Source organism: Rhizobium sp. 01N48, assembly GCF_056399145.1.
In genome coordinates this window covers 22,630-45,699 of the sequence record NZ_JBFTQT010000014.1, presented here as the reverse complement: position 1 = coordinate 45,699, position 23,070 = coordinate 22,630, and the positions used below count along the sequence as shown (strand labels likewise).

Genomic DNA, 23,070 nt, shown 5'->3' with positions numbered 1-23,070 from the left:
TGATATCGGCAGGCCGCAAACGCCCGAGATCGGCGTACTTTAAAGGAAGCTCTGCGGATCGATATCGAGCTGCACATGGATGGAGCCGCGCTCTTTCGGCGATTGCGCCAGCATGGTGCGCAGGTAGGCCTGCATGTCGGAGTTCCGGCGACCATGCACGAGGAGCCGGAAGCGATGCCGTCCGCGCACCAGCGCCAGCGGCGCCTCGGCCGGGCCGAGCACGGAAATCCCCGTCACCTGAGGGGCTGCATTGCGCATGCTGCGCGCATGCCCCTCCGCATCCTGCCTGGTTTCCGCAGAAACGATGATCGACGCCAGCCGCCCGAACGGCGGCAGGATCGCCCGCTCGCGCTCGGCGATCTCGCGCTCGTAGAAAGCGCCTGCATCGCCCGAGACGATCGCCTGCATCACGGGATGCTGCGGCTGGTAGGTCTGCAGCAGGCCGTGGCTCTTCAGACCCGTACGCCCGGCGCGGCCGGTCACCTGCGACAGCAGCTGGAAGGTCCGCTCGGCCGCGCGCGGATCGCCGTTCGCCAGTCCGAGATCCGCATCGATGATGCCAACAAGCGTCATCAGCGGGAAGTTATGCCCCTTGGCCACCAGCTGCGTTCCGATGACGATATCCGCCTCGCCCTTGGTGATGGCGTCGAGCTCCAGCCGCAGTCGCTTCACCCCGCCCATGATGTCGGAGGAGAGCACGATCGTCCGCGCCTCGGGAAAATGCCGCTCCACCTCTTCAGCAATCCGCTCCACCCCCGGCCCGCAGGCAACGAGATGGTCGAACGTGCCGCATTCCGGGCAGGCCTCGGGCGTATGCTGGTGATAGCCGCACTGGTGGCACTGCAGCTGCCGCTTGAACCGGTGCTCGACCAGCCAGCTGGAACATTGCGGGCATTGGAAGCGATGGCCGCAGACCCGGCAGAGCGTCAGCGGCGCATAGCCGCGCCGGTTCAGGAACAACAGCGCCTGCTGCTTCTTCTCCACCGTCTTGCCGATGGCCCTCAAGAGCACCGGCGACAGGAAGCCGCCGCGCTCCGGCGCATGCCTTCGCATATCGACCAGATGCAGGTCCGGCAGCGCCGCGTCGCCGAAGCGGGTGGGAAGATGGATGGTCGTATAACGCCCGCTCTGGCCGTTGACCTGGCTCTCCACCGACGGCGTGGCCGACACCAGCACGAGCGGAAAATCGCCGATCCGGGCGCGGACGACCGCCATGTCGCGCGCATTGTAATAGACGCGGTCTTCCTGCTTGTAGGCGGGATCGTGCTCTTCATCGACGATGATCAGCCCGAGATCCTCGAACGGCAGGAACAGCGCCGAACGCGCCCCCGCCACGACCCGGACCTCCCCCGTCACCGCCTGCCGCCAGACCTTCTCGCGCGTCTTCGGCGCCAGATCCGAATGCCATTCGGCGGGCTTGGCCCCGAACCGATCCTGGAAGCGCTCGAGGAAACTGGCCGTCAGCGCGATCTCCGGCAGCAGGATCAGCACCTGCTTGCCGCGCTTCAGCGTCTCGGCGATCGCCTCGAAATAGACCTCCGTCTTGCCCGAACCGGTGACGCCATCGATCAGCGACACCGCGAACTGGCCGTTGCGGACCTCTTCCAAGATCTCGTCAGCCGCCTCCTTCTGCGGACCGGCGAGCCGCGACGGCGCGAAATCCGGATCCGGCTTCGCCACGATCGGCGGCGGCGGCAAGAAGATCGTCTCGAAGATCCCCTGCGCGATCAACCCGTCGACGACGCTGGTCGAAACACCGGCTGCATGCGCGAGGCCAATGCGCGTCCACGACAGCCCGTCGCCGGCGGCATCGAGCACGCGGGCGCGCGCCGGCGTCATCCGCTCCGGCTCGCCGCCCACGAAGCGCAACCCCTCGACCATCGGTTCCGGATCGAAGGCGTTGGGAACACGCAGGGCCATCCGCGCCACCAGCCCCGGCGGCGACAGCGTATAGCTCGCGACCCAATCGACGAAATCGCGCATGTCCTTGGAGAGCGGCGGGCAATCGAACACCTTGGTGATCGGCCGCAGCTTCTTCGGATCGACGCCCTCGTCGCCCCCCTCCCAGACGGCGCCCATCACCTGGCGCGGCCCGAGCGGCACCTGCACCACGGAGCCGGGCTCCACGGCCATGCCCTCGGGCACCGAGTAGGAATAGGGCCTGGGCGCCGGCATGGGTACGAGCACCGACACCGTGCGCACGGCGGGCGGCGGCTCGATCGGGCCAAAGAGGTCGGACGAATCTATGCTCATCGGGCGCGACCATGCCCGCAACGAGAACAAAATGAAACCCGCGACATCACGCTATCAATCGTCATCATCGTCCTCGCCGGCAATCGTGCCGGTAAGCCGCATGCCCTCGATCCAGGTGGCACCGTTTTCGCGGATCACCTTGCGCGGCCGAACCCCGCAGCGCTCGCGCACGGCCTCCGCCAGCTGGGAGGAGTGGGTGACGATCCACACCTGGCTGCTCTTCGAAGCCGTCGCGATCATGTCCGCCAGCGGCTCCAGCATGTCGGGATGCAGGCTCGCTTCCGGCTCGTTGAGCGCGATCAGCGGCGGCAGGCGGTAGGATAGCAGCGCCGCCGCAAGCCCCAGGAAGCGGATCTGCCCGTCGGACAATTCGCGCGGTTGGAACACCCGATGCGGAAAATCGGGAAAGGCGAGCCCGAACGACGCTGTCTCTTCCGGCTCCGGCACCACGAGCCGCGCGCCACCGAAGGCCGAGGCGACCACACGATCGAGATCGACCGTATCCTGCCGCGTATGCCTGATCGTCGCGAACACCGCCGCCAGATTGGCGCCGTCCTCATCCAGCATCGGCCCGGTCACGGCAAGGCAGGGCTGGCGCAGCGGCGAGGCGCGATCGGTGCGGAAGCCATGAAAGAAGCGCCAGTTGGCCACCACACGGCGAAAGGTCGCGATCTCGGGAAAATGCCCGGCATCGCCAAGCAACGCCATCGCCGTCTCCGACGTCAGCGCCTGATCCGGATAATCCTGCATCCGCCCGGCGCCATCGCGCACCTGGATGGAAGGTCCCGCCCGCTTCATCATGACGACCGGCCGCCCGTGATCGACGATCAACTCCTCGGCCTTCACCTGCGGCTCCAGCGGAAAGCCGGCCGCCGCCTCTGGCGGGCGCAGGCCGACCTCGACCCTGTAGCGAAACGTGACGGCGCGCTCCTCGTCCAGAAGCTCGACCTCCAGCCGAACCCGCGCCGGCCCTTCATTCTGCTTGCGCGTGCCGGACCACAGCACCGAGAACATGCCGCCCTCGGCCGCAAGCTCGCGCACCAGCCGCCCGGTGACGGCCGCCTGCACCAGCTGCAGCGCGCGATAGAGATTGGATTTGCCGACACCGTTCTCGCCGAGAAACAGCGAGGTCTCCGACAGATCCATGCGGATCGAGCGGAGCGACCGGTAATTCTGGGCGAACATGGAGCGGAGTTGCATACCCCGCTTTACCCGATCCGCTCAGCGAAATGAATGGGCATCGGCCATCTCGGGCAGGCTCGGCTCCACAAGCGGCTGGAACCGCGCGTCGCCATCGCGCTTCAGCGCCTCGACGGTGTGCGTCTCCAGCGCCCTTGTGACATCGTTGATATCGCCATCCAGATGCTCGACCGGGATCATGTCGCCGATGATAAAATCGAAGCGGTCGCCGCGCTTGTTCAAGAGTTCGTGGAACACCGTCATGTCGCGCAGCTCCGTCGACCACTTGGCGAACCAGTAGAACAGCCCGGAATTGCGCGCCGTCATGTGAACGGGCAGGATCGGCAGATTGTACTTGCGCGCCAGCCCGACGGCCGACGTCTTCCACGGCCGCTCGTTGAGCCGGCCATTCGCCCAGTAGGCGATGCGCCCGGAGGGAAACAGAACCGTCGCCTTGCCCTCGCGCACCGCATGATTGGTCAGCTGCAGCGTCTCGCGCGCCTTCAGCTTGCTCTTGTGCTCGTCGCGCCATTCCACCGGAATGATCATCTCGGCAAAGCGCGGATTGACGCGCACCGCATCGCGGTTGGCGAATACCATCATGTCAGGACGCCGCGTCTTCAGGAGGTCGAACACCGCGACGCCATCGGCGATCCCGGTCGGGTGGTTGCTGACCAGAATGAAGCCGCCCTTGTCAGGAATCCGCTCGGCATTGGTCACGCCGATATCGAGATCGAGCAAGTTGCTCATATACTCGAAGCACTGGAAACCCGGCATGTTGGCGATGTCGTTGGCGAAGGTCATCGCCTTGTTGTAGCGCAGCAGCGTATAGAGAAACGGCCGCATGACGGGCCACAGCGGGTGGCCGACGATGCGTTGTCCGCGTTCGGCGATCAGCGTGTCGACGATATGTCCGGGTCTGCCTTGGGAAACGAGCGCGATCGTTTCTGCGAATTGTCCGAATGCCGTCGTGGGTTGGCGCCGTGCCATGCAAGATCCTGCCTCGTTGGGAAACCAGTTATCGCGATTATTATGATCGAAGCATGACAGGCACTTGGCCGATGTTAGCGATTCCATAACCGTCCCTCAGGCAAAATTGGCGGTCTGGCTGGCAAATTCAAGAGGCGGAAACGTGAATGAACTCCTGATCATGGCCGACGCGCAGCTGATGGCGGAACGCGCCGCCTGGTTGCAAAGCCTAGCCGGCGAACGACGCCTCTCACAGCACACGCTCGACGCATACGAGCGCGACACCCGCCAGTTTCTGACCTTCATGACCGGCCATCTCGCCGGCCCGACGACGCTGAAGGATATCGAGGCGCTGCGGCCCGCCGATTTCCGCGCCTTCCTCGCCGCCCGCCGCCGCGATGGCACCGGTGCCCGCTCGCTCGGCCGCAATCTCGCCGGCCTGCGCTCGCTGCTGCGCTATCTGGAAAAGAAGGGGCTGGTGAACGCCGCCGGCGCCGGCGCCATCCGTTCGCCGAAGCAGCCGAAATCGCTCCCCAAGCCGCTCTCCGACACCCAGGCCGTCACCGTCGTCAGCAACGAGGCGCAGTTGCACGAAGAACCCTGGATCGCCGCCCGCGACGCCGCCGTCATGACCCTGCTCTATGGCTGCGGCCTGCGTATCTCCGAAGCGCTTGATCTCCTGCCCGGCGACATCACGCCAGGCGCCACGACGCTGCGCATAACAGGCAAGGGCAACAAGACCCGCCTGGTGCCGCTGCTCTCTGTCGTCTTCGAGGCGGTCGACAAATACCGAAAGCTCTGCCCCTACCATCTCGCCGCCGATGAGCCGTTGTTTCGCGGCGCCCGTGGCGGCAAGCTGCAGCAGGCGATCATCCAGCAGACCATGCGCAAGATGCGTGGCGCCTTCGGCCTGCCGGAGACCGCGACCCCGCACGCGCTGCGCCACTCCTTCGCCACCCATCTTCTGGCGGGCGGCGGCGATCTCCGCACCATCCAGGAACTGCTCGGCCACGCCAGCCTGTCGACCACACAGGTCTATACGGGTGTGGATGCCTCGCGCCTTCTCGACGTTTACGACCGCGCCCATCCCCGGGCGTAATCCTTTGTTAACCTGTTCCCTTAAAGGAATATGATGAGCCCCGCGCGTAAAGCTTGTGGCAAATCCTTTGTGACCGGAACACCATCATGACGATCTCCCTCGGCCACCGCAGCCTTTCCATCGCCTTGCCGGCTCGTTTCGGCAACATCGTGCTCTGGCTGATCGCCGCTGTCCATGTGCTGGCCGCAGCACTCCTGATCGCCACCCTGGTCTCCATCTCGCCGGCGTCAGCCGCGGATGACACAAGCTGCACCGGCCACAACATCCTCGACGACCTGAAGGTCAGCGATCCCGCGCGCTACCAGCAGGCGGTGAAGGAAGCCGACGCCGTGCCGAACGGCAAGGGCATCTTCTGGAAGATCGAAAAACCGGGCATCAAGCCATCCTGGCTCCTCGGCAGCATGCACGTCACCGATCCGCGCGTCCTCGACCTGCCGCCGCGCACGAAGGCCGCCCACGATGCAGCTGACACCATCGTCATTGAATCCGACGAGATCCTCGACGAGAAGAAGGCCTCGGCGGCCCTGATGATGAAGCCCGACCTGATGATGTTCACCGACGGAACGACCATCGACAAGCTCTTGTCGCCCGAGGATTACACCCGCCTCGAGGCCGGCCTGAAGACCCGCGGCATTCCGCTTGCCGCCGTCTCGCGCATGCGCCCTTGGATGATCTCGAGCGTCGTGGCGCTGCCTGCCTGCGAAATGGCACGCAAGGCAAAAGGCGTCCAGTTCCTCGACCAGAAAATCGCCACCGACGCGGCCGCCCAGGGCAAGCAGGTCAAGGGCCTGGAGACGCTCTCCGAACAGCTGCAGGCCATGGCCGAACTGCCCACCGAATTCCACATGAAGTCGCTGATCGAAACCCTGGAACTCGGCTCGAAGATGAACGACGTGGTCGAGACCATGACCGATCTCTATCTCTCCGGCGATATCGGCATGACCATGCCGATGCTAAAAACCGTGACACCCGAGGGCGCCGACGACAGCAGCGACTACGCCGCCTTCGAACAGCGCATCATCCTCGACCGCAACAAGATCATGGCCGAACGCGCCGCCCCGATCCTGGCCACCGGCAACGTCTTCATGGCCGTCGGCGCGCTGCATCTGCCGGGCGAAGGCGGGGTGATCGAGCTCTTGCGCAAGCAGGGCTTTACGGTGACGGCGGTGAATTGAGGGCGCTGAGGCGCCTCCCCATGTGGGCGATCATCGCCTTTACGATGAGATTGTGGAACGGCGTGATCACGGCGATATAGATCCGTCCGATCAGGATCTTGCGATGGACCAATGTCGTCGCCTTCACCCATTTCATCTCGCCATCGGCGGAATCCTCGACGTCGACGACGATGCGAAAGTCGAGATGCTTGTCATCGAAACCGACGACGACCTGTCGCTCGGTCTTTGACAGCACCGGAAATATCCCGACCTTTTCTATTGCTTCCGGCAGATCGTGCGCATCCGTCCGCAACCCGAAAAGCGGACCGACGATCAGGTTGCGCAACCTCATCAAACTGCTGATCCAGAACGGCGCGTAGCCCAGCATCAGCCGGGCGGCCTCGATTGCATCGAATGACGCAGCCGGTACTGAAAGTTGATAGCAGTCGGCCCAATCGGCCGAGGGCAGCGCTGGATGCGGCAGGCGTGGCGCGATTTTAGAAGGTTTGGCTGGCATCAACGACATTGATCACGCGTCTCCGGCAATATCCTCCGGCAACACATAGCACATCCCGCGACACCGAACCGCCCTCTGCATCGCCCTGCGGCAATACGCGCCACCGAACGGCAATGCGTTAAGCTCCCCGGCTGCCGCAAAAGTCCCCTCCCCAACCCCTCCCCACAAGGGGGAGGGGCTAGCTTGTGGCGACGCCGAGCGTCGCTTTTACCCTTCCATCAGTTGAGAGAGCAAAGTTCTGCCGAGCGATTGCCGCCCGGAAGCCCCTCCCCCTTGTGGGGAGGGGTTGGGGAGGGGTCTTACGACAAGCACCAAACCGCGCGAGGGCTGAGCGTGTACTTACCCACGTGATCGCTTTTCCGCCTTCAGTTCGGCAAGGAGAACATCGGCGTCGACTTCACGACCCTCGCCGCTGGCAATCCCCTCGTCATAGGCCCGTTTCAGGCGCGCGATTTCCAACTGCCGGATTTCCTCGCGTTGTTCCCAAAGGCGCAGGGCGTCGCGAACGATTTCGCTGTTGGACGCATAGCCGCCGCTATCGACCGCATCCTGCATTTTTGCAGCCTGATGCGGTGTGAGCGAAATGGTAAGGGTGCGCATGTTGGTGGCTTTCATGATGAGAGAATACCACACCCAACAAGGCCTAACAATTATTGTTAGCCAAACGAAAAAGGCCGCGGTCCTCTCGAACCGCGGCCTCTTCGAAGTTTATGGCAAAGCCTTACATATGGATCGGCTTGAAGAACGCCGCCAGAGCGGCTTCCTTCACCGCTTCCGACATGGTCGGGTGGGCGTGGCAGGTGCGGCCGAGGTCTTCGGCGGAGCCGCCGAATTCCATGAGCACGGCGATCTCGTGGATCATTTCGCCGGCGCCGAAGCCGACGATGTGGCCGCCGAGAACGCGGTCGGTGGTCTTGTCGGAGAGGATCTTCACGAAACCATCCGTCGCCAGCATGGCGCGCGCGCGACCGTTGGCCGTGAACGGGAACTTGCCGACCTTGTAGGCGACGCCAGCGGCCTTCAGCTCTTCCTCGGTCTTGCCGACGGAGGCGACTTCGGGCTGCGTGTAGACGACGCTCGGGATCACGTCGTAGTTCACATGGCCATGCTGGCCGGCGAGGATTTCGGCGAGCGCTACGCCTTCGTCTTCAGCCTTGTGCGCCAGCATCGGGCCCTTCACCACGTCGCCGATCGCATAGATGCCGGCAACATTGGTGCGGAAGTGACCGTCGATCTCGACGCGGCCACGATTGTCGAGCGCGACGCCCGCTTCTTCGAGACCGAGGCCAGCGGTGTAGGGAATGCGGCCGGTGGAGATCAGCACGACATCGGCTTCGACCGTCTGCGCGGCGCCGCCGGCGACCGGCTCGAAGGTCACCTTCGCGCCCTTGCCACCCTTTTCAACGCCCGTCACCTTGGAGCTCAAGTTGATGTCGACGCCCTGCTTGGCGAGCATGCGCTGGAACTGCTTGGAGACGTCGCCATCCATCGCGCCGAGGATCTTGTCGAGATATTCGATGACGGTGACCTTGGCGCCGAGGCGCGACCAGACCGAGCCGAGCTCGAGGCCGATGACACCGCCGCCGACGACGATCATCGTCTCAGGCACCTTGTCGAGCGCGATCGCGCCGGTGGAGGAAACGATCACCTTCTCGTCGATATCGACCTTCACGCCAGGGATGCCGGCAACGTCGGAGCCGGTGGCGATGACGATGTTCTTGCCTTCGATTTCCTGAACCTTGCCGTCCTCAGCCGTAACCGAGACCTTACCAGCCGAGACGATCTTGCCGGTGCCGATGAAGCTGTCGATCTTGTTCTTCTTGAACAGGAAGGCGACGCCGTCGACGTTCGACTTCACGGTGGCGTCCTTGTGGGCCATCATCTTGTCGAGGTTCAGCTTCGGCGCCGCGACTTCGATACCGAGCGCGTCCATGCCGTGGCCGGCCTGATGGAACATTTCCGACGCGTGCAGCAGCGCCTTGGAGGGAATGCAGCCCACATTCAGGCAGGTGCCGCCGAAGGTCGCGCGCTTTTCGACAACGGCGACCTTAAGGCCGAGCTGGGCCGCCTTGATGGCAGCGACATAGCCGCCGGGGCCGGTTCCGATAACGATGACATCATAGGACATTGTTGCTTTTCCTTTTCGTTATTTGCTTAATCCGCCGCGCGGGCAAGCGCGAGACGGAAGCCGAAGCCGACCAGAGCGGCGCCGGTAATGCGGTTGAACCATTTGCCGCTGGCGATGAAACGATCGCGCACGGCCTTGACGGTGAAGAAGGTGGAGACGGCGGCAAACCAGGCGACCAGCGCGGTCGCCATGCCGATGCCGTAGCTGAACTGGATGAGGCCGGGCGTGTCGTGATGAACGAGCGTCGAAAACAGCGACAGGAAGAACAGCACCGGCTTCGGGTTCAGCGCATTGGTGATGAAGCCCATGCCGAGGCAGCGCAGCGCAGAGATCGGCTTGCGATCCTCTTCACTGACCTTGATGTCGGCCACGTTGAAACCCGGAGCGCGAAACGACTTGATGCCGAGATAGACGAGGTAGGCGACACCCGCCCACTTGATCATCGCAAACAGCATCAGCGACTGAGACACGATCAGCCCCAGGCCGAGGATCGTGTAGCTGATGTGGAAGAGCAGCGAGAAGCCCATGCCGAGGCCGGTCATGATCGCGGCGCGGCGGCCATGCACGATGCTCTGGCGCAGGATCACCGCGAAATCGGCGCCCGGCACGACGATGAAGATCGAGAAGACGGCCATCAGGCCGAGAAATTCGAGAACATACTGCATGCTCATACCGCCCTTGAAATGATGAACCTGATCATCGGCCGCCGCTTACATTGAGGATCGCGCCGGTGACATAGGATGCCTCTTTGGATAGCAGATAAAGCACCGCGTCGGCGATCTCTTCCGCCGTGCCGGCGCGCTGCATCGGAATGCTCGGCGCCATGTCGCGCGCCCGATCCGGCAGGCCGCCGGAAGCGTGGATTTCGGTGTCGATAACCCCAGGGCGTACGGCGTTGACGCGCACGCCCTCGGTCGCCACTTCGCGGGCAAGACCGATGGTGAAAGTGTCGATCGCGGCCTTGGAGGCGGCGTAGTCGACATATTGCGAGGGCGAGCCGATGATCGCCGCCATCGACGAGATATTGACGATCGCCCCGCCCTTGCCGCCATGTTTGGTCGACATGCGGCGCACGGCCTCGGCCGCGCAGAGAATGGAGCCGGTGATGTTGATGCGCATCATCCGCTCGATGCGCGCGACCGACATCTCGTCGATCCTCGCTGGCGCATCGACGATGCCGGCATTGTTGGCAAGCCCGTCCAGCCGGCCGAAGTGGCGGTCGATCGCTTCGAACATCTGCGTGATATCGGAGGCCTCGCCGACATCGCCCTTGATCGCGATGGCATCCCCGCCGCCGGCCTTGATCCTGGCCACGACCTCGTCTGCCGCAGCCTTGTTGGCGGCATAGTTCACGGCGACGCGCCAGCCCTTGGCGGCGGCCAGCAGGCTGATCGCAGCGCCGATGCCGCGGCTGCCGCCGGTCACGAGAAGAACGGGTTGGTCACTCATGACGCACATTCCTTGAAGTCGAGCACATCCCAGGGCGCCACCGATGCCTTGCCCTTGCCCCAGATCGAGGAGGCGCGAATGGCCGGGCCGATGCCGGGGAACAGGATCTTGTCGGCCGCCTGCCCGGCTTCCGGCTGCAGGTTGTCGAGCGTACCCTTGGCGTCGATGCCGTAGACCATGCCCTGCCAGATCGTGCAGGCTTCGAGATCGGCCCCCGTGGCGTCCCCGTCAGGGCATTTGAACATCACCATCGCCAGCGACCGCGCCGGATCTTCAGACGGCATGACATAGCCGTCGAGCGTAAGCGGCGTCTTCAAGACCTTGACCGTGAAGCGATTGCTGGCAGCGGCCGCGGCTGACGCGATCGGCGTGAAGCGAAGCTCGTAGGCGCCGTCGCGATCGGCATAGACGGCATTGGCCTGCTTGCACTCCGCCGCCATCAGCGGCTGGCCGCAAAGGGTGGCGGCGAGCAAGAGCGCAGCCGCACGCCTCACGGAGCGGCCGGAAGCGGGCGTGGTATTCGACGAGCGGAAGGCGGGTTTCAGCGACATCAGGTGTTCCGGTGCTGAGGCGAAAAGGGCCGCTCGCGCGGCCCTGTCGGTCTCTTAGAGATCGAGAACGAGGCGTTCCGGATCTTCCAGGCTTTCCTTGACGCGCACGAGGAAGGTAACGGCTTCCTTGCCGTCGACGATACGGTGGTCGTAGGAGAGCGCGAGATACATCATCGGACGGATGACGATCTGGCCGCCGACGACGACGGGACGGTCCTGGATCTTGTGCATGCCGAGAATGCCCGACTGCGGCGCGTTCAGGATCGGCGAGGACATCAGCGAACCGTAGACGCCGCCATTGGTGATCGTGAAGGTGCCGCCCTGCATGTCGGCCATCGACAGCGAACCGTCACGAGCCGACTTGGCGAGACGGCCGAGGTCCTTTTCGATCTCGGCGATCGACATCTGGTCGGCATCGCGGATGATCGGAACGACCAGGCCCTTGTCGGTGCCAACGGCCATGCCGACGTGGCAGTAGTTCTTGTAGATGATGTCGGTGCCGTCGATCTCGGCGTTGACAGCAGGCAGTTCCTTCAGCGCGTGGGTGACGGCCTTGGTGAAGAAGCCCATGAAGCCGAGCTTCACGCCGTGCTTCTTTTCAAACACGTCCTTGTACTTGGCGCGCAGCGCCATCACGGCGCTCATGTCCACCTCGTTATAGGTGGTGAGCATGGCGGCGGTGTTCTGGGCGTCCTTCAGGCGCTTGGCGATCGTCTGGCGCAGGCGCGTCATCTTCACGCGCTCTTCGCGGCCGGCATCCTCGACCGTCGACGGGCCGCGTGCGGCGGCAGGGGCTGCCGGAGCAGCAGCGGCAGGAGCCGCAATGCCCTTGGCGACAGCTGCGATCACGTCGCCCTTCAGAACCTGGCCGCGCTTGCCGGAGCCATCGACCTGATCGGCCGAAAGGTTGTTTTCAGCGAGCATCTTCGAAGCAGCCGGTGCCGGCGGCATCGAGGAAGCGGCAGCGGCAACCGGTGCGGCAGCAGCTGGAGCCGGCTCGGCGGCCTTGGCGGGGGCGGCAGCGGCGGCCGGAGCAGCAGCGGCGGCACCTGCGCTTGCAGCGATCTGGCCGAGCAGCGCGTCGAGACCGACGGTTTCGCCGGCCTGCGCGACGATTTCGGAGAGTACGCCGGCAGCCGGTGCCGGAACTTCGATGGTCACCTTGTCGGTTTCAAGCTCCACCAGCGGCTCGTCGGCCTTGATGACATCGCCGACCTTCTTGAACCAGGTGCCGACGGTTGCCTCGCTGACGGATTCACCGAGAGTTGGAACGCGGATTTCTGTGGCCATTGTTCAAATCCTGAATTTTGATCTTTGTGATGTTTGACGGCGTTCCGGCGCGAGCGGCCGGGATCTGAATTAATGCGGAGAGGAAACGCGGCGCGCTCCCTCCCCGATCTCATTCTCGTTAGCCGCCGAGCGCGTCCTCGAGGAACGCGGCGAGCTGTGCCAGATGCTTGGACATCAGGCCGGTTGCGGGCGATGCCGCGGCCGGACGTCCGGTGTAGCGAACGCGCTGGTACTTGGCATCGATATGGGCAAGCACCCATTCCAGATACGGGTCGATGAACGACCATGCACCCATGTTCTTCGGCTCTTCCTGGCACCAGACCATTTCCGCATTGCGGAAGCGGGAGAGCTCGTTGATGAGCGCCTTGGCCGGGAACGGATAAAGCTGTTCGACGCGCAGCAGGTAGACATCGTCGATGCCGCGCTTTTCGCGCTCTTCCAGAAGGTCGTAATAGACCTTGCCGGTGCAGAGCACGACGCGGCGGATCTTGGCATCCTTCTGCAGCTTGATCGGACCGTCCTTGATGACCTCGGCATCGTCCCAGAGGAGACGGTGGAACGAGGTCTCGCCGGCCATTTCGGCCAGGCCCGATACGGCGCGCTTGTGGCGCAGCAGCGACTTCGGCGTCATCAGGATCAGCGGCTTGCGGAAGTCGCGCTTCACCTGGCGGCGCAGGATGTGGAAGTAGTTCGCCGGCGTCGTGACGTTGGCGACCTGCATGTTGTCTTCCGCGCAAAGCTGCAGGAAGCGCTCGAGGCGAGCCGAAGAGTGCTCCGGACCCTGGCCTTCATAGCCGTGCGGCAGCAGGCAGACGAGGCCGGACATGCGCAGCCACTTGCGTTCGCCAGACGAGATGAACTGGTCGAACACGACCTGCGCACCGTTGGCGAAGTCGCCGAACTGGGCTTCCCAGAGCGTCAGCGCGTTCGGGCGGGCCAGCGAGTAGCCGTATTCGAAGCCGAGAACGGCTTCTTCCGACAGCATCGAGTTGATGACTTCGTAGCGCGCCTGGGTCGCCGACAGGTTGGCGAGCGGGATGTAGCGCTCTTCCGTTTCCTGATCGTAGAGAACCGAGTGACGCTGCGAGAAGGTGCCGCGTTCGCAATCCTGACCGGAAAGGCGGATCTTGTGACCTTCGGTGACGAGACCGCCGAACGCCAGCGCTTCCGCCGTTGCCCAGTCGATGCCTTCGCCGGTCGAGATCATGTTGGCGCGGTTTTCCATGAAGCGCTGGATCGTGCGGTGCGCATGGAAGCCTTCCGGGATCTCGGACAGCTTGCGGCCGATTTCCTTCAGCTGCTTCATCGGCACGGCGGTCTTGCCGCGACGCTGCTCGTCGGCATTATCAGCCGTGCGCAGGCCCGACCACTCGCCGTCAAGCCAGTCGGCCTTGTTCGGCTTGTAGTGCTGGCCGGCCTCGAACTCCTGCTCGAGATGCGCGCGCCAGTCGGCCTTCATCTTTTCGACTTCGCCTTCGCTGAGCACGCCCTCGGAAACGAGGCGCTCGCTGTAGAGCTGCAGAACGCTCTTGTGGGCGCGGATGACCTTGTACATCTTCGGCTGCGTGAAGGACGGCTCGTCGCCTTCATTATGGCCGTAGCGGCGGTAGCAGAACATGTCGAGGACGACAGGCTTGTGGAACTTCATACGAAATTCCATGGCGATCTTGGCGCCGTAAACCACGGCCTCCGGATCGTCGCCGTTGACGTGCAGGATCGGTGCTTCGATCATCTTGGCGACGTCGGACGGATAGGGCGACGAACGCGAGAAGGCCGGGTTGGTGGTGAAGCCGATCTGGTTGTTGATGATGACGTGCATCGTGCCGGCAACGCGGTGGCCGCGCAGACCCGACAGGCCGAGGATTTCGGCAATCACGCCCTGGCCGGCAAAGGCGGCATCGCCGTGGATGAGGAGCGGCAGAACCTTGGCGCGCTCCGACAGCGGAATGGTGTCGCCGTCCCAGACGGTGGCGCCCATGTCCTGCTTTGCGCGGGCCTTGCCCATGACAACAGGATCGACGATTTCAAGGTGCGACGGGTTGGCCGTCAGCGACACGTGAACCTTGTTGCCGTCGAACTCGCGGTCCGAGGACGCGCCGAGGTGGTACTTCACGTCGCCGGAACCTTCGACTTCGTCAGGCGCGTAGGAGCCGCCCTTGAACTCGTGGAAGATGGCGCGGTGCGGCTTGCCCATGACCTGGGAGAGCACGTTCAGACGACCGCGGTGGGCCATGCCGAACACGGCTTCCTTGAGGCCGAGATGGCCGCCGCGCTTCAGGATCTGCTCGAGCGCCGGGATCAGCGATTCACCGCCGTCGAGGCCGAAGCGCTTGGTGCCCTTGAACTTGACGTCGAGGAACTGCTCGTAGCCTTCGGCTTCGATGATCTTCGACAGGATCGCCTTCTTGCCTTCGTTGGTGAAGGCAACGCCCTTGTCAGGACCTTCGATCCGTTCCTGGATCCAGGCCTTTTCCTCGGGGTTCGAAATGTGCATGAACTCGACGCCGATCGTCGAGCAATAGGTGCGCTCGAGGATCTCGATCATCTCGCGAACGGTGGCGTATTCCAGGCCGAGCACGTTATCGATGAAGATCTTGCGGTCGTAGTCGGCTTCGGAGAAACCGTAGTTTTCCGGCGACAGTTCCTTATAGTCCTCAACAGGAGCGGCGATGCCGAGCGGGTCGAGCTTGGCATGCAGGTGGCCGCGCATCCGGTAGGCGCGGATCATCATGATGGCGCGCACGCTGTCGCGCGTCGCCTGCAGGATGTCTGCGCCTTCGGTCGGCTTGCCGGCTGCTTCAGCCTTGGCCTTCACCTTGGTCTCGACGACCTTCTCGATCACGCCCCAGTCGCCGTCGAGCGCCGAAACGAGGTCGCCGCTGGCCTGCATCGGCCAGTTCTTCTTGCGCCAGGATGCGCCCTTGGCGGCCCGCTTCACATCATCAGGATTGTCTTCCAGCGCCTTGAAGAAGGCGCGCCATTCTTCGTTGACCGATGCCGGGTCGTCCTCGTAGCGCGCATAGAGCTGCTCGATATAAGCAGCGTTGGCGCCATCCAGGAACGAGGTGATCTGAAACTGCTCGTTGGCTTCTTGCCGTGCCATGGTGTTACGCGGACGCTTCCGCCCGCCTCCTGACTTTGTGATTTGCCGATCCCATCGACCGGCTGCCGCATCTTCATGTTCAGCCGCCTGTCCGCGGCTCAGTCTTGGTTCGAACCGGGCAGCACGCAAAGCGCATCCTGCCCGGTGTATAGATTGGCTTAGCCCTTGAGGACTTCAACCAGCGTCGTGCCGAGGCGTGCCGGCGAAGGCGAAACCTTGATGCCGGCTGCTTCCATGGCAGCGATCTTGGATTCCGCATCGCCCTTGCCGCCGGAAACGACTGCACCGGCGTGGCCCATGGTGCGGCCCTTCGGAGCCGTACGACCCGCGATGAAGCCGGCCATCGGCTTCTTACGGCCCTTCTTGGCTTCGTCGATCAGGAACTGCGCCGCGTCTTCTTCAGCCGAGCCGCCGATTTCGCCGATCATGATGATTGAGGTCGTGGCTTCGTCGGCCAGGAACATCTCGAGCACGTCGATGAACTCGGTGCCCTTGACCGGGTCGCCGCCGATGCCGACAGCCGTCGTCTGGCCGAGGCCTTCGTTCGACGTCTGGAACACGGCTTCGTAGGTCAGCGTGCCGGAGCGCGAAACGATACCGACCGAACCCTTGCGGAAGATCGAGCCCGGCATGATGCCGATCTTGCATTCTTCCGGCGTCAGGATACCCGGGCAGTTGGGCCCAAGCAGGCGCGACTTGGAGCGGTCGAGGCGAGCCTTGACGCGAACCATGTCCATAACAGGGATACCCTCGGTGATGCAGGTGATGAACGGGATCTCGGCGTCGATCGCCTCGATGATCGCGTCAGCGGCACCAGCCGGGGGAACGTAGATGACCGAAGCGTCGGCACCCGTGCGTTCCTTGGCTTCGGCGACCGAAGCGAAGATCGGCAGGCTTTCGCCCTTCGAGCCGGTCCAGGTTTCGCCACCCTTCTTCGGGTGGATACCGCCGACCATCTGCGTACCGTAATAGGCAAGCGCCTGTTCGGTGTGGAAAGTACCGGTCTTGCCGGTCAGGCCCTGCACGAGGACCTTTGTGTTCTTATTGACGAGAATAGACATCCGTTAATCCCGATCTCTAGCTTTAGCGCCTGCGAAACTTCGTCCACAAGAGGACGCCGCTACTAATCAAAACAATGCCGCCAGCGACGAGAGGCGAAAGCTGCATGCACATTGTCAGTGCCGCCGGTGACGCATTTTCCTCAAAGGCAGCGCACCACTTTTCTTCCTCAAGCCACCAGAACCAGCAGCCGATGAGAGCCGTAATCGCGAATGCAAGTACGACCCTCAGCATACACTTACCTACGCGTTGATCGCCGCGACGATCTTCTTGGCGGCATCGTCGAGATCGTCAGCTGCCGTGATCGCGAGACCGGATTCGTTGAGGATCTTCTTGCCGAGCTCGACATTGGTGCCTTCGAGGCGAACGACGAGCGGAACCTTGAGACCGACTTCCTGAACCGCTGCGACAACGCCTTCGGCGATGACGTCGCACTTCATGATGCCGCCGAAGATGTTGACGAGGATGCCCTCGACCTTCGGATCAGCCGTGATGATCTTGAAGGCAGCCGCGACCTTCTCCTTGCCGGCGCCACCGCCGACGTCGCAGAAGTTAGCCGGCTCCTTGCCGTACAGCTTGATGATGTCCATCGTCGCCATGGCGAGACCGGCGCCGTTGACCATGCAGCCGATGTTGCCGTCGAGAGCAACGTAGGCGAGGTCCCACTTGGAGGCTTCGATTTCCTTGGCGTCTTCTTCGGTCTCGTCGCGCAGCGCCTTGACGTCGTCATGGCGGAACAGCGCGTTGCCGTCGAAGGACATCTTGGCGTCGAGGACGCGCAGATGGCCGTCCTTCATGACGATCAGCGGGTTGACTTCGAGGAGCGCCATGTCCTTTTCGCCGAACGCCTTGTAGAGCGCCGGGAACAGCGACTTGGCGTCTTCGGCGGCAGCACCGGAAAGTTCCAGAGCCTTGACGATCTTGGCGACGTCATCAGCCGTTACACCCGTTTCCGGGTTGATGGCGATGGTGTGGATCTTCTCGGGCGTGTCGTGGGCGACAGCTTCGATGTCCATGCCGCCTTCGGTCGAAACCACGAAGGCAACCTGACCGACGGAACGATCGACCAGCAGCGAGCAATAGAGTTCGCGGTCGATGTCGGCGCCGTCTTCGATGTAGAGACGGTTGACCTGCTTGCCGGCTTCGCCCGTCTGCGCCGTTACCAGCGTGTTGCCGAGCATTTCCTTGGCGTGAGCAACGACTTCGTCGATCGACTTGGCGAGGCGAACGCCGCCCTTGGCGTCGGGGCCGAGTTCCTTGAACTTGCCCTTGCCGCGGCCACCAGCGTGGATCTGGCTCTTGACCACGTAGAGCGGGCCCGGCAGCGACTTGGCGGCGGCTTCGGCTTCCTCGACCTTGAGGATCGGCACGCCCTTGGCGACCGGCGCACCATAGCCCTTGAGCAGAGCCTTGGCCTGATATTCATGAATGTTCATGGATCTATTCCTGTTTGGATTGCGTCAGCGGTCGGTCGGCTTATTTCAGCGACGGCGCGATGTTGATGCACGCTTCGCACAGGCCGGCGACAGCGGCGACGGACTTGTCGAAGGCTTCCTTTTCGGCCTTGTTCAGGTCGATCTCGATGATGCGTTCGACGCCACCGGCACCGATGATGGTGGGAACGCCGACATACATGTCCTTGACGCCGTACTGGCCGGAGAGCTGCGCTGCGCAAGGCAGGACGCGCTTCTTGTCCTTGAGGTAGGATTCAGCCATTTCGATCGCCGAAGCGGCCGGTGCGTAGTAGGCCGAGCCGGTCTTCAAGAGACCAACGATTTCGGCGCCGCCATCACGGGTGCGCTGGATGATTTCTTCGAGGCGCTCCTTGGTGACCCAACCCATGGTGACGAGGTCGGTGAGCGGGATGCCGCCAACGGTGGAGTAACGTGCGAGCGGCACCATCGTGTCGCCGTGGCCGCCGAGAACGAAAGCGGTGACGTCCTGTACGGAAACGTTGAATTCCTTGGAGAGGAACAGGCGGAAGCGCGAGCTATCCAGAACGCCGGCCATGCCGACGACCTTGTTGGCCGGAAGGCCGGAGAACTTCTGCAGCGCCCAGACCATGGCGTCGAGCGGGTTGGTGATGCAGATCACGAAGGCGTTCGGGGCATACTTCTTGATGCCGGCGCCGACCTGTTCCATGACCTTGAGGTTGATGCCGAGCAGGTCGTCGCGGCTCATGCCCGGCTTGCGGGCGACGCCGGCGGTGACGATGCAGACGTCTGCGCCTTCGATTGCGGAATAGTCGCTTGCGCCGGTCAGGTTGGCATCGAAGCCTTCAACCGGCGAGGACTGCGCTATGTCGAGGCCCTTACCCTGCGGGATGCCGTCGGCGATATCGAAGAGAACGATGTCACCCAGCTCCTTGAGGCCGGCGAGATGCGCCAGCGTGCCACCAATCATGCCAGAACCAATGAGAGCGATTTTGTTACGCGCCATTTCGGTGTTTCCTTTGCGACCAAAATTCGTCGGGCGACGCACTGAGGGGCTGCGCCCAATTGCCGCAATCGCATAGACCCTAAGGCCAAAAATGGCAACTGATTATTTTGGGACCAGCAATTTCAATCGTTTAGAAGACAAATTACTTACGTAAACGTAAGAGTTTTTGTCATGAAACTGCTATTCGGCGGCTCGTTTCTCGTGGTGCAAAGCCAGATATTCCGCACTTCGCATCTCGAAAAGGCGCGATGCCGTCCGGTCGAACTCGAAACCTTCGGTACCACGCGCTTGTGTCAACAAGTTCTCAGGCATGGCCGCCGCCGAGATATAGAGCCTCACCGCATGGTCGTAGAGCGTATCGACCAAAATGATGAAGCGCTTCGTCTGGTTGCGTTTCTCGGGTCCGAGCATGGGAACGTGATCGACAAATATGGCATCAAAGCGTTCGGAGATGACAAGGAAGTCTGCCGCACCCAGCGGCTTGTCGCAGAGATCGGAGAAGGTGAACCGCGCCAGCCGGTCGACGGCGAGCGGCACATGGATCGAGCGCCCCTTCATCGGCAGCTCGATCGGCTGCGCCTTGCGCCCATGCAGCGCCTGGTTCCAGGCGGCGTCCATGGCCATGTCGGCATGGCGGTCGAGGGGCGTGATGTAGACGGGCAGGCTGTCGATCTTCTCCATCCGGTAATCCGTTGGAGAATCCAGCGTCACGGTCTCGACGTGCTTGTTGAGGAGATCGATGAACGGCAGGAACAGACCACGGTTAAGGCCGTCACGATAGAGATTGACCGGCTCGACGTTGGAGGTGGCGACCAGTACGCAGCCGCGACCGAACAGGTCGGAAAACAGCCGAGACAGGATCATCGCATCGGCGATATCGGTGACCGTGAATTCGTCGAAGCACAGAAGCTCGGCTTCGTCATAGAGGGCGGCACCGACCACAGGGATCGGATCGGCCTGCTTGGTCTCGCCGTTCTTCAACCGCAGCCGGTGTGCGGCGATGCGGTTGTGAACGTCGGTCATGAACTCGTGGAAATGCGCCCGCCGTTTTTTCGCGCAGGGCGCCATGTCGAAGAACATGTCCATCAGCATCGTCTTGCCGCGGCCGACGCTACCGTGAATGTAGAGACCCTTGACTGGCTCGGAAGACTTCTTCTTGGCCGCGAACAGCCATCCGAGCGCGCTCGATTTCGCAGCCGGACGCTTCTGCTTGAGCTCCGACAGCACCCGATCCAGGCACTTCGCCACATGCATCTGGGCGGAGTCGAGTTGAAGCGAGCCTGAGGCCGTCAGCGACTTCAATTGTTCGCTGACGCTCAAGCTGTAGTCTGGCATCGGTTGCATTGAGATAATCCGCCTGGAAAAGATCGGCGGAGCGAGCCGCCGGCTCGCTTATCGGCTGAGCGCGATCGGCTGGCCGCTGCTCGTCTGGCCGCTGAAGGCGTTGTCGGCGGTCTTGTAGACGCTGCCGATCTGGGTGCCGTTGCGGTCCTTGAGCAGGACCTGCTTGCCCGACACTTCCCAGGAACCCATCGCCGTCAGCTCGCCGACGCAGCCGCGCGTACCGCCGCGCGAACCGCTGCCGAGGTTGGTGAGCGTCAGGAACATGTCGCAGGAGCCGTTGACCCGCCAGCTGCCGACCAGCGATTCCTTGGTAACGTCGAGGCCGCCGCCATTGGCCGCCATTGCGCCGCCGCCCTGCACGCCGCCCATCGGCGCCGTCGAGGCCGGAGCGGCCGGAAACTGCGAGGAACCACCGGGAGGAGGCAGCTGACCGCCCTGCACTGAAGGCACCGGCTGTGCCGTCAAAGGCGCCGGCGCTGCGCTGTAGCTCGCGTCGTTATAGGCCGTACGCTGGCAACCGGCGAGTGACAGAACAACCGCCATACCTGTCATCGCATATCGCAACTGCATCTGAATGCTCCCGAATGTCCGCTTTTGTCGCATGAAAATAGTAATTAGCTTATTTTCGAATGAACGTGTTTCACTTTGGTTAATCAAGCCGTAATGGCCGTGAATTGCCTGACGGAGCTAGGCCTGTGACAGCGCAATTCAACCTTTACGGCTGAGAACTTCCTGAAGATAGAATTTGTCAGCAAGGTGATGACCAGTCATTTCTTCCGGAAATGCTGTCGCCTGTTTCACGATTGAACGATGATCATCTCGCACCGGCAGGCATTGGCGGCCCGACAAGGGCCGCCGGATGGATGGCTCGCGTCAGACGCGGCGCTCGACCATCATCTTCTTGATTTCGGCGATCGCCTTGGCCGGGTTCAGACCCTTCGGGCAGGTCTGCGCGCAGTTCATGATCGTGTGGCAGCGATAGAGGCGGAACGGATCCTCGAGATTGTCGAGGCGCTCACCCTTGGCTTCGTCGCGGCTATCGATCAGCCAGCGATAGGCCTGCAGCAGAACGGCCGGGCCGAGATAGCGGTCGCCGTTCCACCAGTAGCTCGGACAGGAGGTCGAGCAGCAGGCGCACAGAATGCACTCGTAGAGGCCGTCGAGCTTCTGGCGGTCCTCGTGGCTCTGCTTCCACTCGGTCGCCGGCGCCGGCGACACCGTCTTCAGCCAGGGCTCGATGGAGCGGTGCTGGGCGTAGAAGTTGGTGAGATCAGGCACGAGGTCCTTGACGACGGGCATGTGCGGCAGCGGATAGATCTTCACCGAGCCCTTGATGTCGTCGAGACCCTTGGTGCAGGCCAGTGTATTCGTGCCGTCGATGTTCATCGCGCAGGAACCGCAGATGCCCTCGCGACAGGAACGGCGCAGTGTCAGCGTAGGGTCGATCTTGTTCTTGATGTAGAGCAGACCATCGAGCACCATCGGGCCGCAATCGTCGACATCGATGTAGAACGTGTCGATCGACGGGTTCTGGCCATCATCCGGGCTCCAGCGATAGACGCGGAATTCGCGCGTATTGGTGGCACCGGCCGGCTTCGGCCACACCTTGCCTTCGCGTATCTGGGAATTCTTGGGAAGTGCGAGTTCAACCATGGTTAGCGGCCACTTTCACGATGTTCAGAATTGTTTGAATGTCCAAAGACCCGCCAGACAAATCCAAGATCTGCCCCACCATCACACATGGATCGAAATCCAGGTCTTTAGCCAACCAAGTCGGTAGCTCCTCAGTCTCAGATAGTTCTGTGTAACTATTCATAATCACACTAAACACATCGAAGACAAAAAAAGTAAGAGCGATGAGCATTGCATACGCTATCGCTTTGAATTCAGAGGTTGCGGACCATGCTCCAGACAAATCACCATTGTGCGTGATCACCTTAATATGGGCGCGATAGTCCCAATGAACATGGTCGCTCATCCATCCGTAAAGCTTTCCAACATCAGAAAACTGATCGGAGAGACGACCTATGCACTTGGTAGTCTTTGTATTTCTAATCTTGTCGACGTCTGATAATGGGCGAACGACATAAATCCAAGCAAGCTGCTCCAAAATCATTCGCGCTATAGCGACGGATTCAAACAGTGCACCTTTGTCCGCCTCCGCAAAGGCACGTCGAAAGCTGTATTGCACGCGCGTTAGCGTAAGATCCCCTATCCATTCCCCGACAGTTGGCTGCCTGCCTAGCAATGGTGGATAGCCACTCAAAGCTTCCCCAATTCGCTCCACCTGCGCTAAGCACAGCCGACGAAAGTCGCGATCTAAACGCGACGCGCCGCCCGGGTCTTCCTCATAAGCCATATCTTTGAGGTAAGTTCTACGGACATTGTCGATCGATTTGTTTTGAAGATAATATGTGACCGTCGCGGCACTTATCATTTCACGAAGAGCCGCCGGGTAGTCGTTATCGACTCCGACCTCATAGGGAACTTGGTTGACCGGAACCTCGAAATCCTTCTGCATAGACAAAGGGAACGC

At 62.4% G+C, this 23,070-nt stretch carries 20 protein-coding genes; 2 read left to right on the top strand and 18 right to left on the bottom strand.

Annotation, left to right across the window (positions count from 1 at the left end; genetic code table 11):
* Positions 1-39: 39 nt before the first annotated feature.
* Genes AC1DOG_RS21950 through AC1DOG_RS21940 form a run of 3 tightly spaced genes read right to left on the bottom strand, consistent with a single transcriptional unit; the run spans position 40 to position 4,422 of the window.
* Positions 40-2,253 carry a primosomal protein N' gene (locus AC1DOG_RS21950; RefSeq protein ID WP_477931031.1) on the bottom strand — a complete coding sequence of 738 codons (2,214 nt, stop codon included), beginning with the start codon at positions 2,251-2,253 and terminating at the stop codon, positions 40-42.
* 54 nt (positions 2,254-2,307) lie between these two features.
* Positions 2,308-3,453 carry an AAA family ATPase gene (locus AC1DOG_RS21945; RefSeq protein WP_477931029.1) on the bottom strand — a complete coding sequence of 382 codons (1,146 nt, stop codon included), beginning with the start codon at positions 3,451-3,453 and terminating at the stop codon, positions 2,308-2,310.
* 21 nt (positions 3,454-3,474) lie between these two features.
* Positions 3,475-4,422 (bottom strand): GNAT family N-acetyltransferase, encoded by a 948-nt coding sequence (locus AC1DOG_RS21940; protein WP_018901470.1) that lies wholly within the window; start codon positions 4,420-4,422, stop codon positions 3,475-3,477.
* A gap of 142 nt (positions 4,423-4,564) precedes the next feature.
* Here AC1DOG_RS21940 and AC1DOG_RS21935 point away from each other — a divergent pair, with 142 nt between their 5' ends.
* Entirely contained in the window at positions 4,565-5,500 is a 936-nt protein-coding gene (locus AC1DOG_RS21935; protein ID WP_477931027.1) for a tyrosine recombinase XerC, read from the top strand.
* An 86-nt stretch (positions 5,501-5,586) separates the two neighbouring features.
* Entirely contained in the window at positions 5,587-6,675 is a 1,089-nt protein-coding gene (locus tag AC1DOG_RS21930) for a TraB/GumN family protein (RefSeq protein WP_477931025.1), read from the top strand.
* Here AC1DOG_RS21930 and AC1DOG_RS21925 read toward each other — a convergent pair.
* From AC1DOG_RS21925 to AC1DOG_RS21855, 15 genes are all read right to left on the bottom strand, one after another.
* Positions 6,653-7,180 (bottom strand): DUF2867 domain-containing protein, encoded by a 528-nt coding sequence (locus AC1DOG_RS21925; protein WP_477931023.1) that lies wholly within the window; start codon positions 7,178-7,180, stop codon positions 6,653-6,655. The genes AC1DOG_RS21930 and AC1DOG_RS21925 overlap by 23 nt on opposite strands.
* 330 nt (positions 7,181-7,510) lie before the next feature.
* Complete coding sequence (locus tag AC1DOG_RS21920) at positions 7,511-7,771, bottom strand: type II toxin-antitoxin system ParD family antitoxin (protein WP_181459260.1); 261 nt, start codon at positions 7,769-7,771, stop codon at positions 7,511-7,513.
* A 121-nt stretch (positions 7,772-7,892) separates the two neighbouring features.
* The gene (gene lpdA / locus AC1DOG_RS21915; RefSeq protein WP_111562559.1) at positions 7,893-9,299 is read right to left on the bottom strand and encodes a dihydrolipoyl dehydrogenase; all 1,407 of its coding nucleotides are present in this window, start codon (positions 9,297-9,299) and stop codon (positions 7,893-7,895) included.
* A 26-nt stretch (positions 9,300-9,325) separates the two neighbouring features.
* Positions 9,326-9,964 (bottom strand): LysE family translocator, encoded by a 639-nt coding sequence (locus tag AC1DOG_RS21910; protein WP_477931109.1) that lies wholly within the window; start codon positions 9,962-9,964, stop codon positions 9,326-9,328.
* A gap of 31 nt (positions 9,965-9,995) precedes the next feature.
* A complete protein-coding gene (locus AC1DOG_RS21905) occupies positions 9,996-10,748 on the bottom strand; it encodes an SDR family oxidoreductase (RefSeq protein WP_018902323.1) in 753 nt (250 codons plus the stop codon).
* A complete protein-coding gene (locus tag AC1DOG_RS21900; RefSeq protein ID WP_477931020.1) occupies positions 10,745-11,299 on the bottom strand; it encodes a hypothetical protein in 555 nt (184 codons plus the stop codon). The genes AC1DOG_RS21905 and AC1DOG_RS21900 overlap by 4 nt, the downstream gene beginning before the upstream one ends.
* A 54-nt stretch (positions 11,300-11,353) precedes the next feature.
* The gene (gene odhB / locus AC1DOG_RS21895; protein WP_018902321.1) at positions 11,354-12,589 is read right to left on the bottom strand and encodes a 2-oxoglutarate dehydrogenase complex dihydrolipoyllysine-residue succinyltransferase; all 1,236 of its coding nucleotides are present in this window, start codon (positions 12,587-12,589) and stop codon (positions 11,354-11,356) included.
* Between the two features lie 118 nt (positions 12,590-12,707).
* Positions 12,708-15,692: a 2-oxoglutarate dehydrogenase E1 component gene (locus tag AC1DOG_RS21890; protein ID WP_477931018.1), complete on the bottom strand. Its 2,985-nt coding sequence runs from the start codon at positions 15,690-15,692 to the stop codon at positions 12,708-12,710.
* Between the two features lie 158 nt (positions 15,693-15,850).
* Positions 15,851-16,753: a succinate--CoA ligase subunit alpha gene (gene sucD / locus AC1DOG_RS21885; protein WP_018902319.1), complete on the bottom strand. Its 903-nt coding sequence runs from the start codon at positions 16,751-16,753 to the stop codon at positions 15,851-15,853.
* A 240-nt stretch (positions 16,754-16,993) separates the two neighbouring features.
* Positions 16,994-18,187 carry an ADP-forming succinate--CoA ligase subunit beta gene (gene sucC / locus AC1DOG_RS21880; protein ID WP_047508728.1) on the bottom strand — a complete coding sequence of 398 codons (1,194 nt, stop codon included), beginning with the start codon at positions 18,185-18,187 and terminating at the stop codon, positions 16,994-16,996.
* A 40-nt stretch (positions 18,188-18,227) separates the two neighbouring features.
* Positions 18,228-19,190 (bottom strand): malate dehydrogenase, encoded by a 963-nt coding sequence (gene mdh, locus AC1DOG_RS21875; protein ID WP_018902317.1) that lies wholly within the window; start codon positions 19,188-19,190, stop codon positions 18,228-18,230.
* A gap of 180 nt (positions 19,191-19,370) precedes the next feature.
* Positions 19,371-20,534 (bottom strand): cell division protein ZapE, encoded by a 1,164-nt coding sequence (gene zapE, locus AC1DOG_RS21870; RefSeq protein ID WP_477931015.1) that lies wholly within the window; start codon positions 20,532-20,534, stop codon positions 19,371-19,373.
* Between the two features lie 48 nt (positions 20,535-20,582).
* Positions 20,583-21,104, bottom strand: a complete 522-nt coding sequence (locus tag AC1DOG_RS21865) for a protease inhibitor Inh/omp19 family protein (protein WP_112429340.1) — start codon at positions 21,102-21,104, stop codon at positions 20,583-20,585.
* A gap of 303 nt (positions 21,105-21,407) precedes the next feature.
* Positions 21,408-22,187 carry a succinate dehydrogenase iron-sulfur subunit gene (locus AC1DOG_RS21860; protein ID WP_018902314.1) on the bottom strand — a complete coding sequence of 260 codons (780 nt, stop codon included), beginning with the start codon at positions 22,185-22,187 and terminating at the stop codon, positions 21,408-21,410.
* Positions 22,180-23,061 carry a hypothetical protein gene (locus AC1DOG_RS21855; protein WP_477931012.1) on the bottom strand — a complete coding sequence of 294 codons (882 nt, stop codon included), beginning with the start codon at positions 23,059-23,061 and terminating at the stop codon, positions 22,180-22,182. The genes AC1DOG_RS21860 and AC1DOG_RS21855 overlap by 8 nt, the downstream gene beginning before the upstream one ends.
* Positions 23,062-23,070 lie beyond the last annotated feature (9 nt).

Excerpts from the sequence above, each read along its gene's own strand:
- AC1DOG_RS21950 (WP_477931031.1), bottom strand. The coding sequence starts at position 2,253 with ATGAGCATAGATTCGTCCGACCTCTTTGGCCCGATCGAGCCGCCGCCC.
- AC1DOG_RS21945 (WP_477931029.1), bottom strand. The coding sequence starts at position 3,453 with ATGCAACTCCGCTCCATGTTCGCCCAGAATTACCGGTCGCTCCGCTCG.
- AC1DOG_RS21940 (WP_018901470.1), bottom strand. The coding sequence starts at position 4,422 with ATGGCACGGCGCCAACCCACGACGGCATTCGGACAATTCGCAGAAACG.
- AC1DOG_RS21930 (WP_477931025.1), top strand. The coding sequence starts at position 5,587 with ATGACGATCTCCCTCGGCCACCGCAGCCTTTCCATCGCCTTGCCGGCT.
- AC1DOG_RS21925 (WP_477931023.1), bottom strand. The coding sequence starts at position 7,180 with ATGTCGTTGATGCCAGCCAAACCTTCTAAAATCGCGCCACGCCTGCCG.
- AC1DOG_RS21920 (WP_181459260.1), bottom strand. The coding sequence starts at position 7,771 with ATGCGCACCCTTACCATTTCGCTCACACCGCATCAGGCTGCAAAAATG.
- lpdA (WP_111562559.1), bottom strand. The coding sequence starts at position 9,299 with ATGTCCTATGATGTCATCGTTATCGGAACCGGCCCCGGCGGCTATGTC.
- AC1DOG_RS21910 (WP_477931109.1), bottom strand. The coding sequence starts at position 9,964 with ATGCAGTATGTTCTCGAATTTCTCGGCCTGATGGCCGTCTTCTCGATC.
- AC1DOG_RS21905 (WP_018902323.1), bottom strand. The coding sequence starts at position 10,748 with ATGAGTGACCAACCCGTTCTTCTCGTGACCGGCGGCAGCCGCGGCATC.
- AC1DOG_RS21900 (WP_477931020.1), bottom strand. The coding sequence starts at position 11,299 with ATGTCGCTGAAACCCGCCTTCCGCTCGTCGAATACCACGCCCGCTTCC.
- odhB (WP_018902321.1), bottom strand. The coding sequence starts at position 12,589 with ATGGCCACAGAAATCCGCGTTCCAACTCTCGGTGAATCCGTCAGCGAG.
- AC1DOG_RS21890 (WP_477931018.1), bottom strand. The coding sequence starts at position 15,692 with ATGGCACGGCAAGAAGCCAACGAGCAGTTTCAGATCACCTCGTTCCTG.
- sucD (WP_018902319.1), bottom strand. The coding sequence starts at position 16,753 with ATGTCTATTCTCGTCAATAAGAACACAAAGGTCCTCGTGCAGGGCCTG.
- sucC (WP_047508728.1), bottom strand. The coding sequence starts at position 18,187 with ATGAACATTCATGAATATCAGGCCAAGGCTCTGCTCAAGGGCTATGGT.
- mdh (WP_018902317.1), bottom strand. The coding sequence starts at position 19,190 with ATGGCGCGTAACAAAATCGCTCTCATTGGTTCTGGCATGATTGGTGGC.
- zapE (WP_477931015.1), bottom strand. The coding sequence starts at position 20,534 with ATGCAACCGATGCCAGACTACAGCTTGAGCGTCAGCGAACAATTGAAG.
- AC1DOG_RS21865 (WP_112429340.1), bottom strand. The coding sequence starts at position 21,104 with ATGCAGTTGCGATATGCGATGACAGGTATGGCGGTTGTTCTGTCACTC.
- AC1DOG_RS21860 (WP_018902314.1), bottom strand. The coding sequence starts at position 22,187 with ATGGTTGAACTCGCACTTCCCAAGAATTCCCAGATACGCGAAGGCAAG.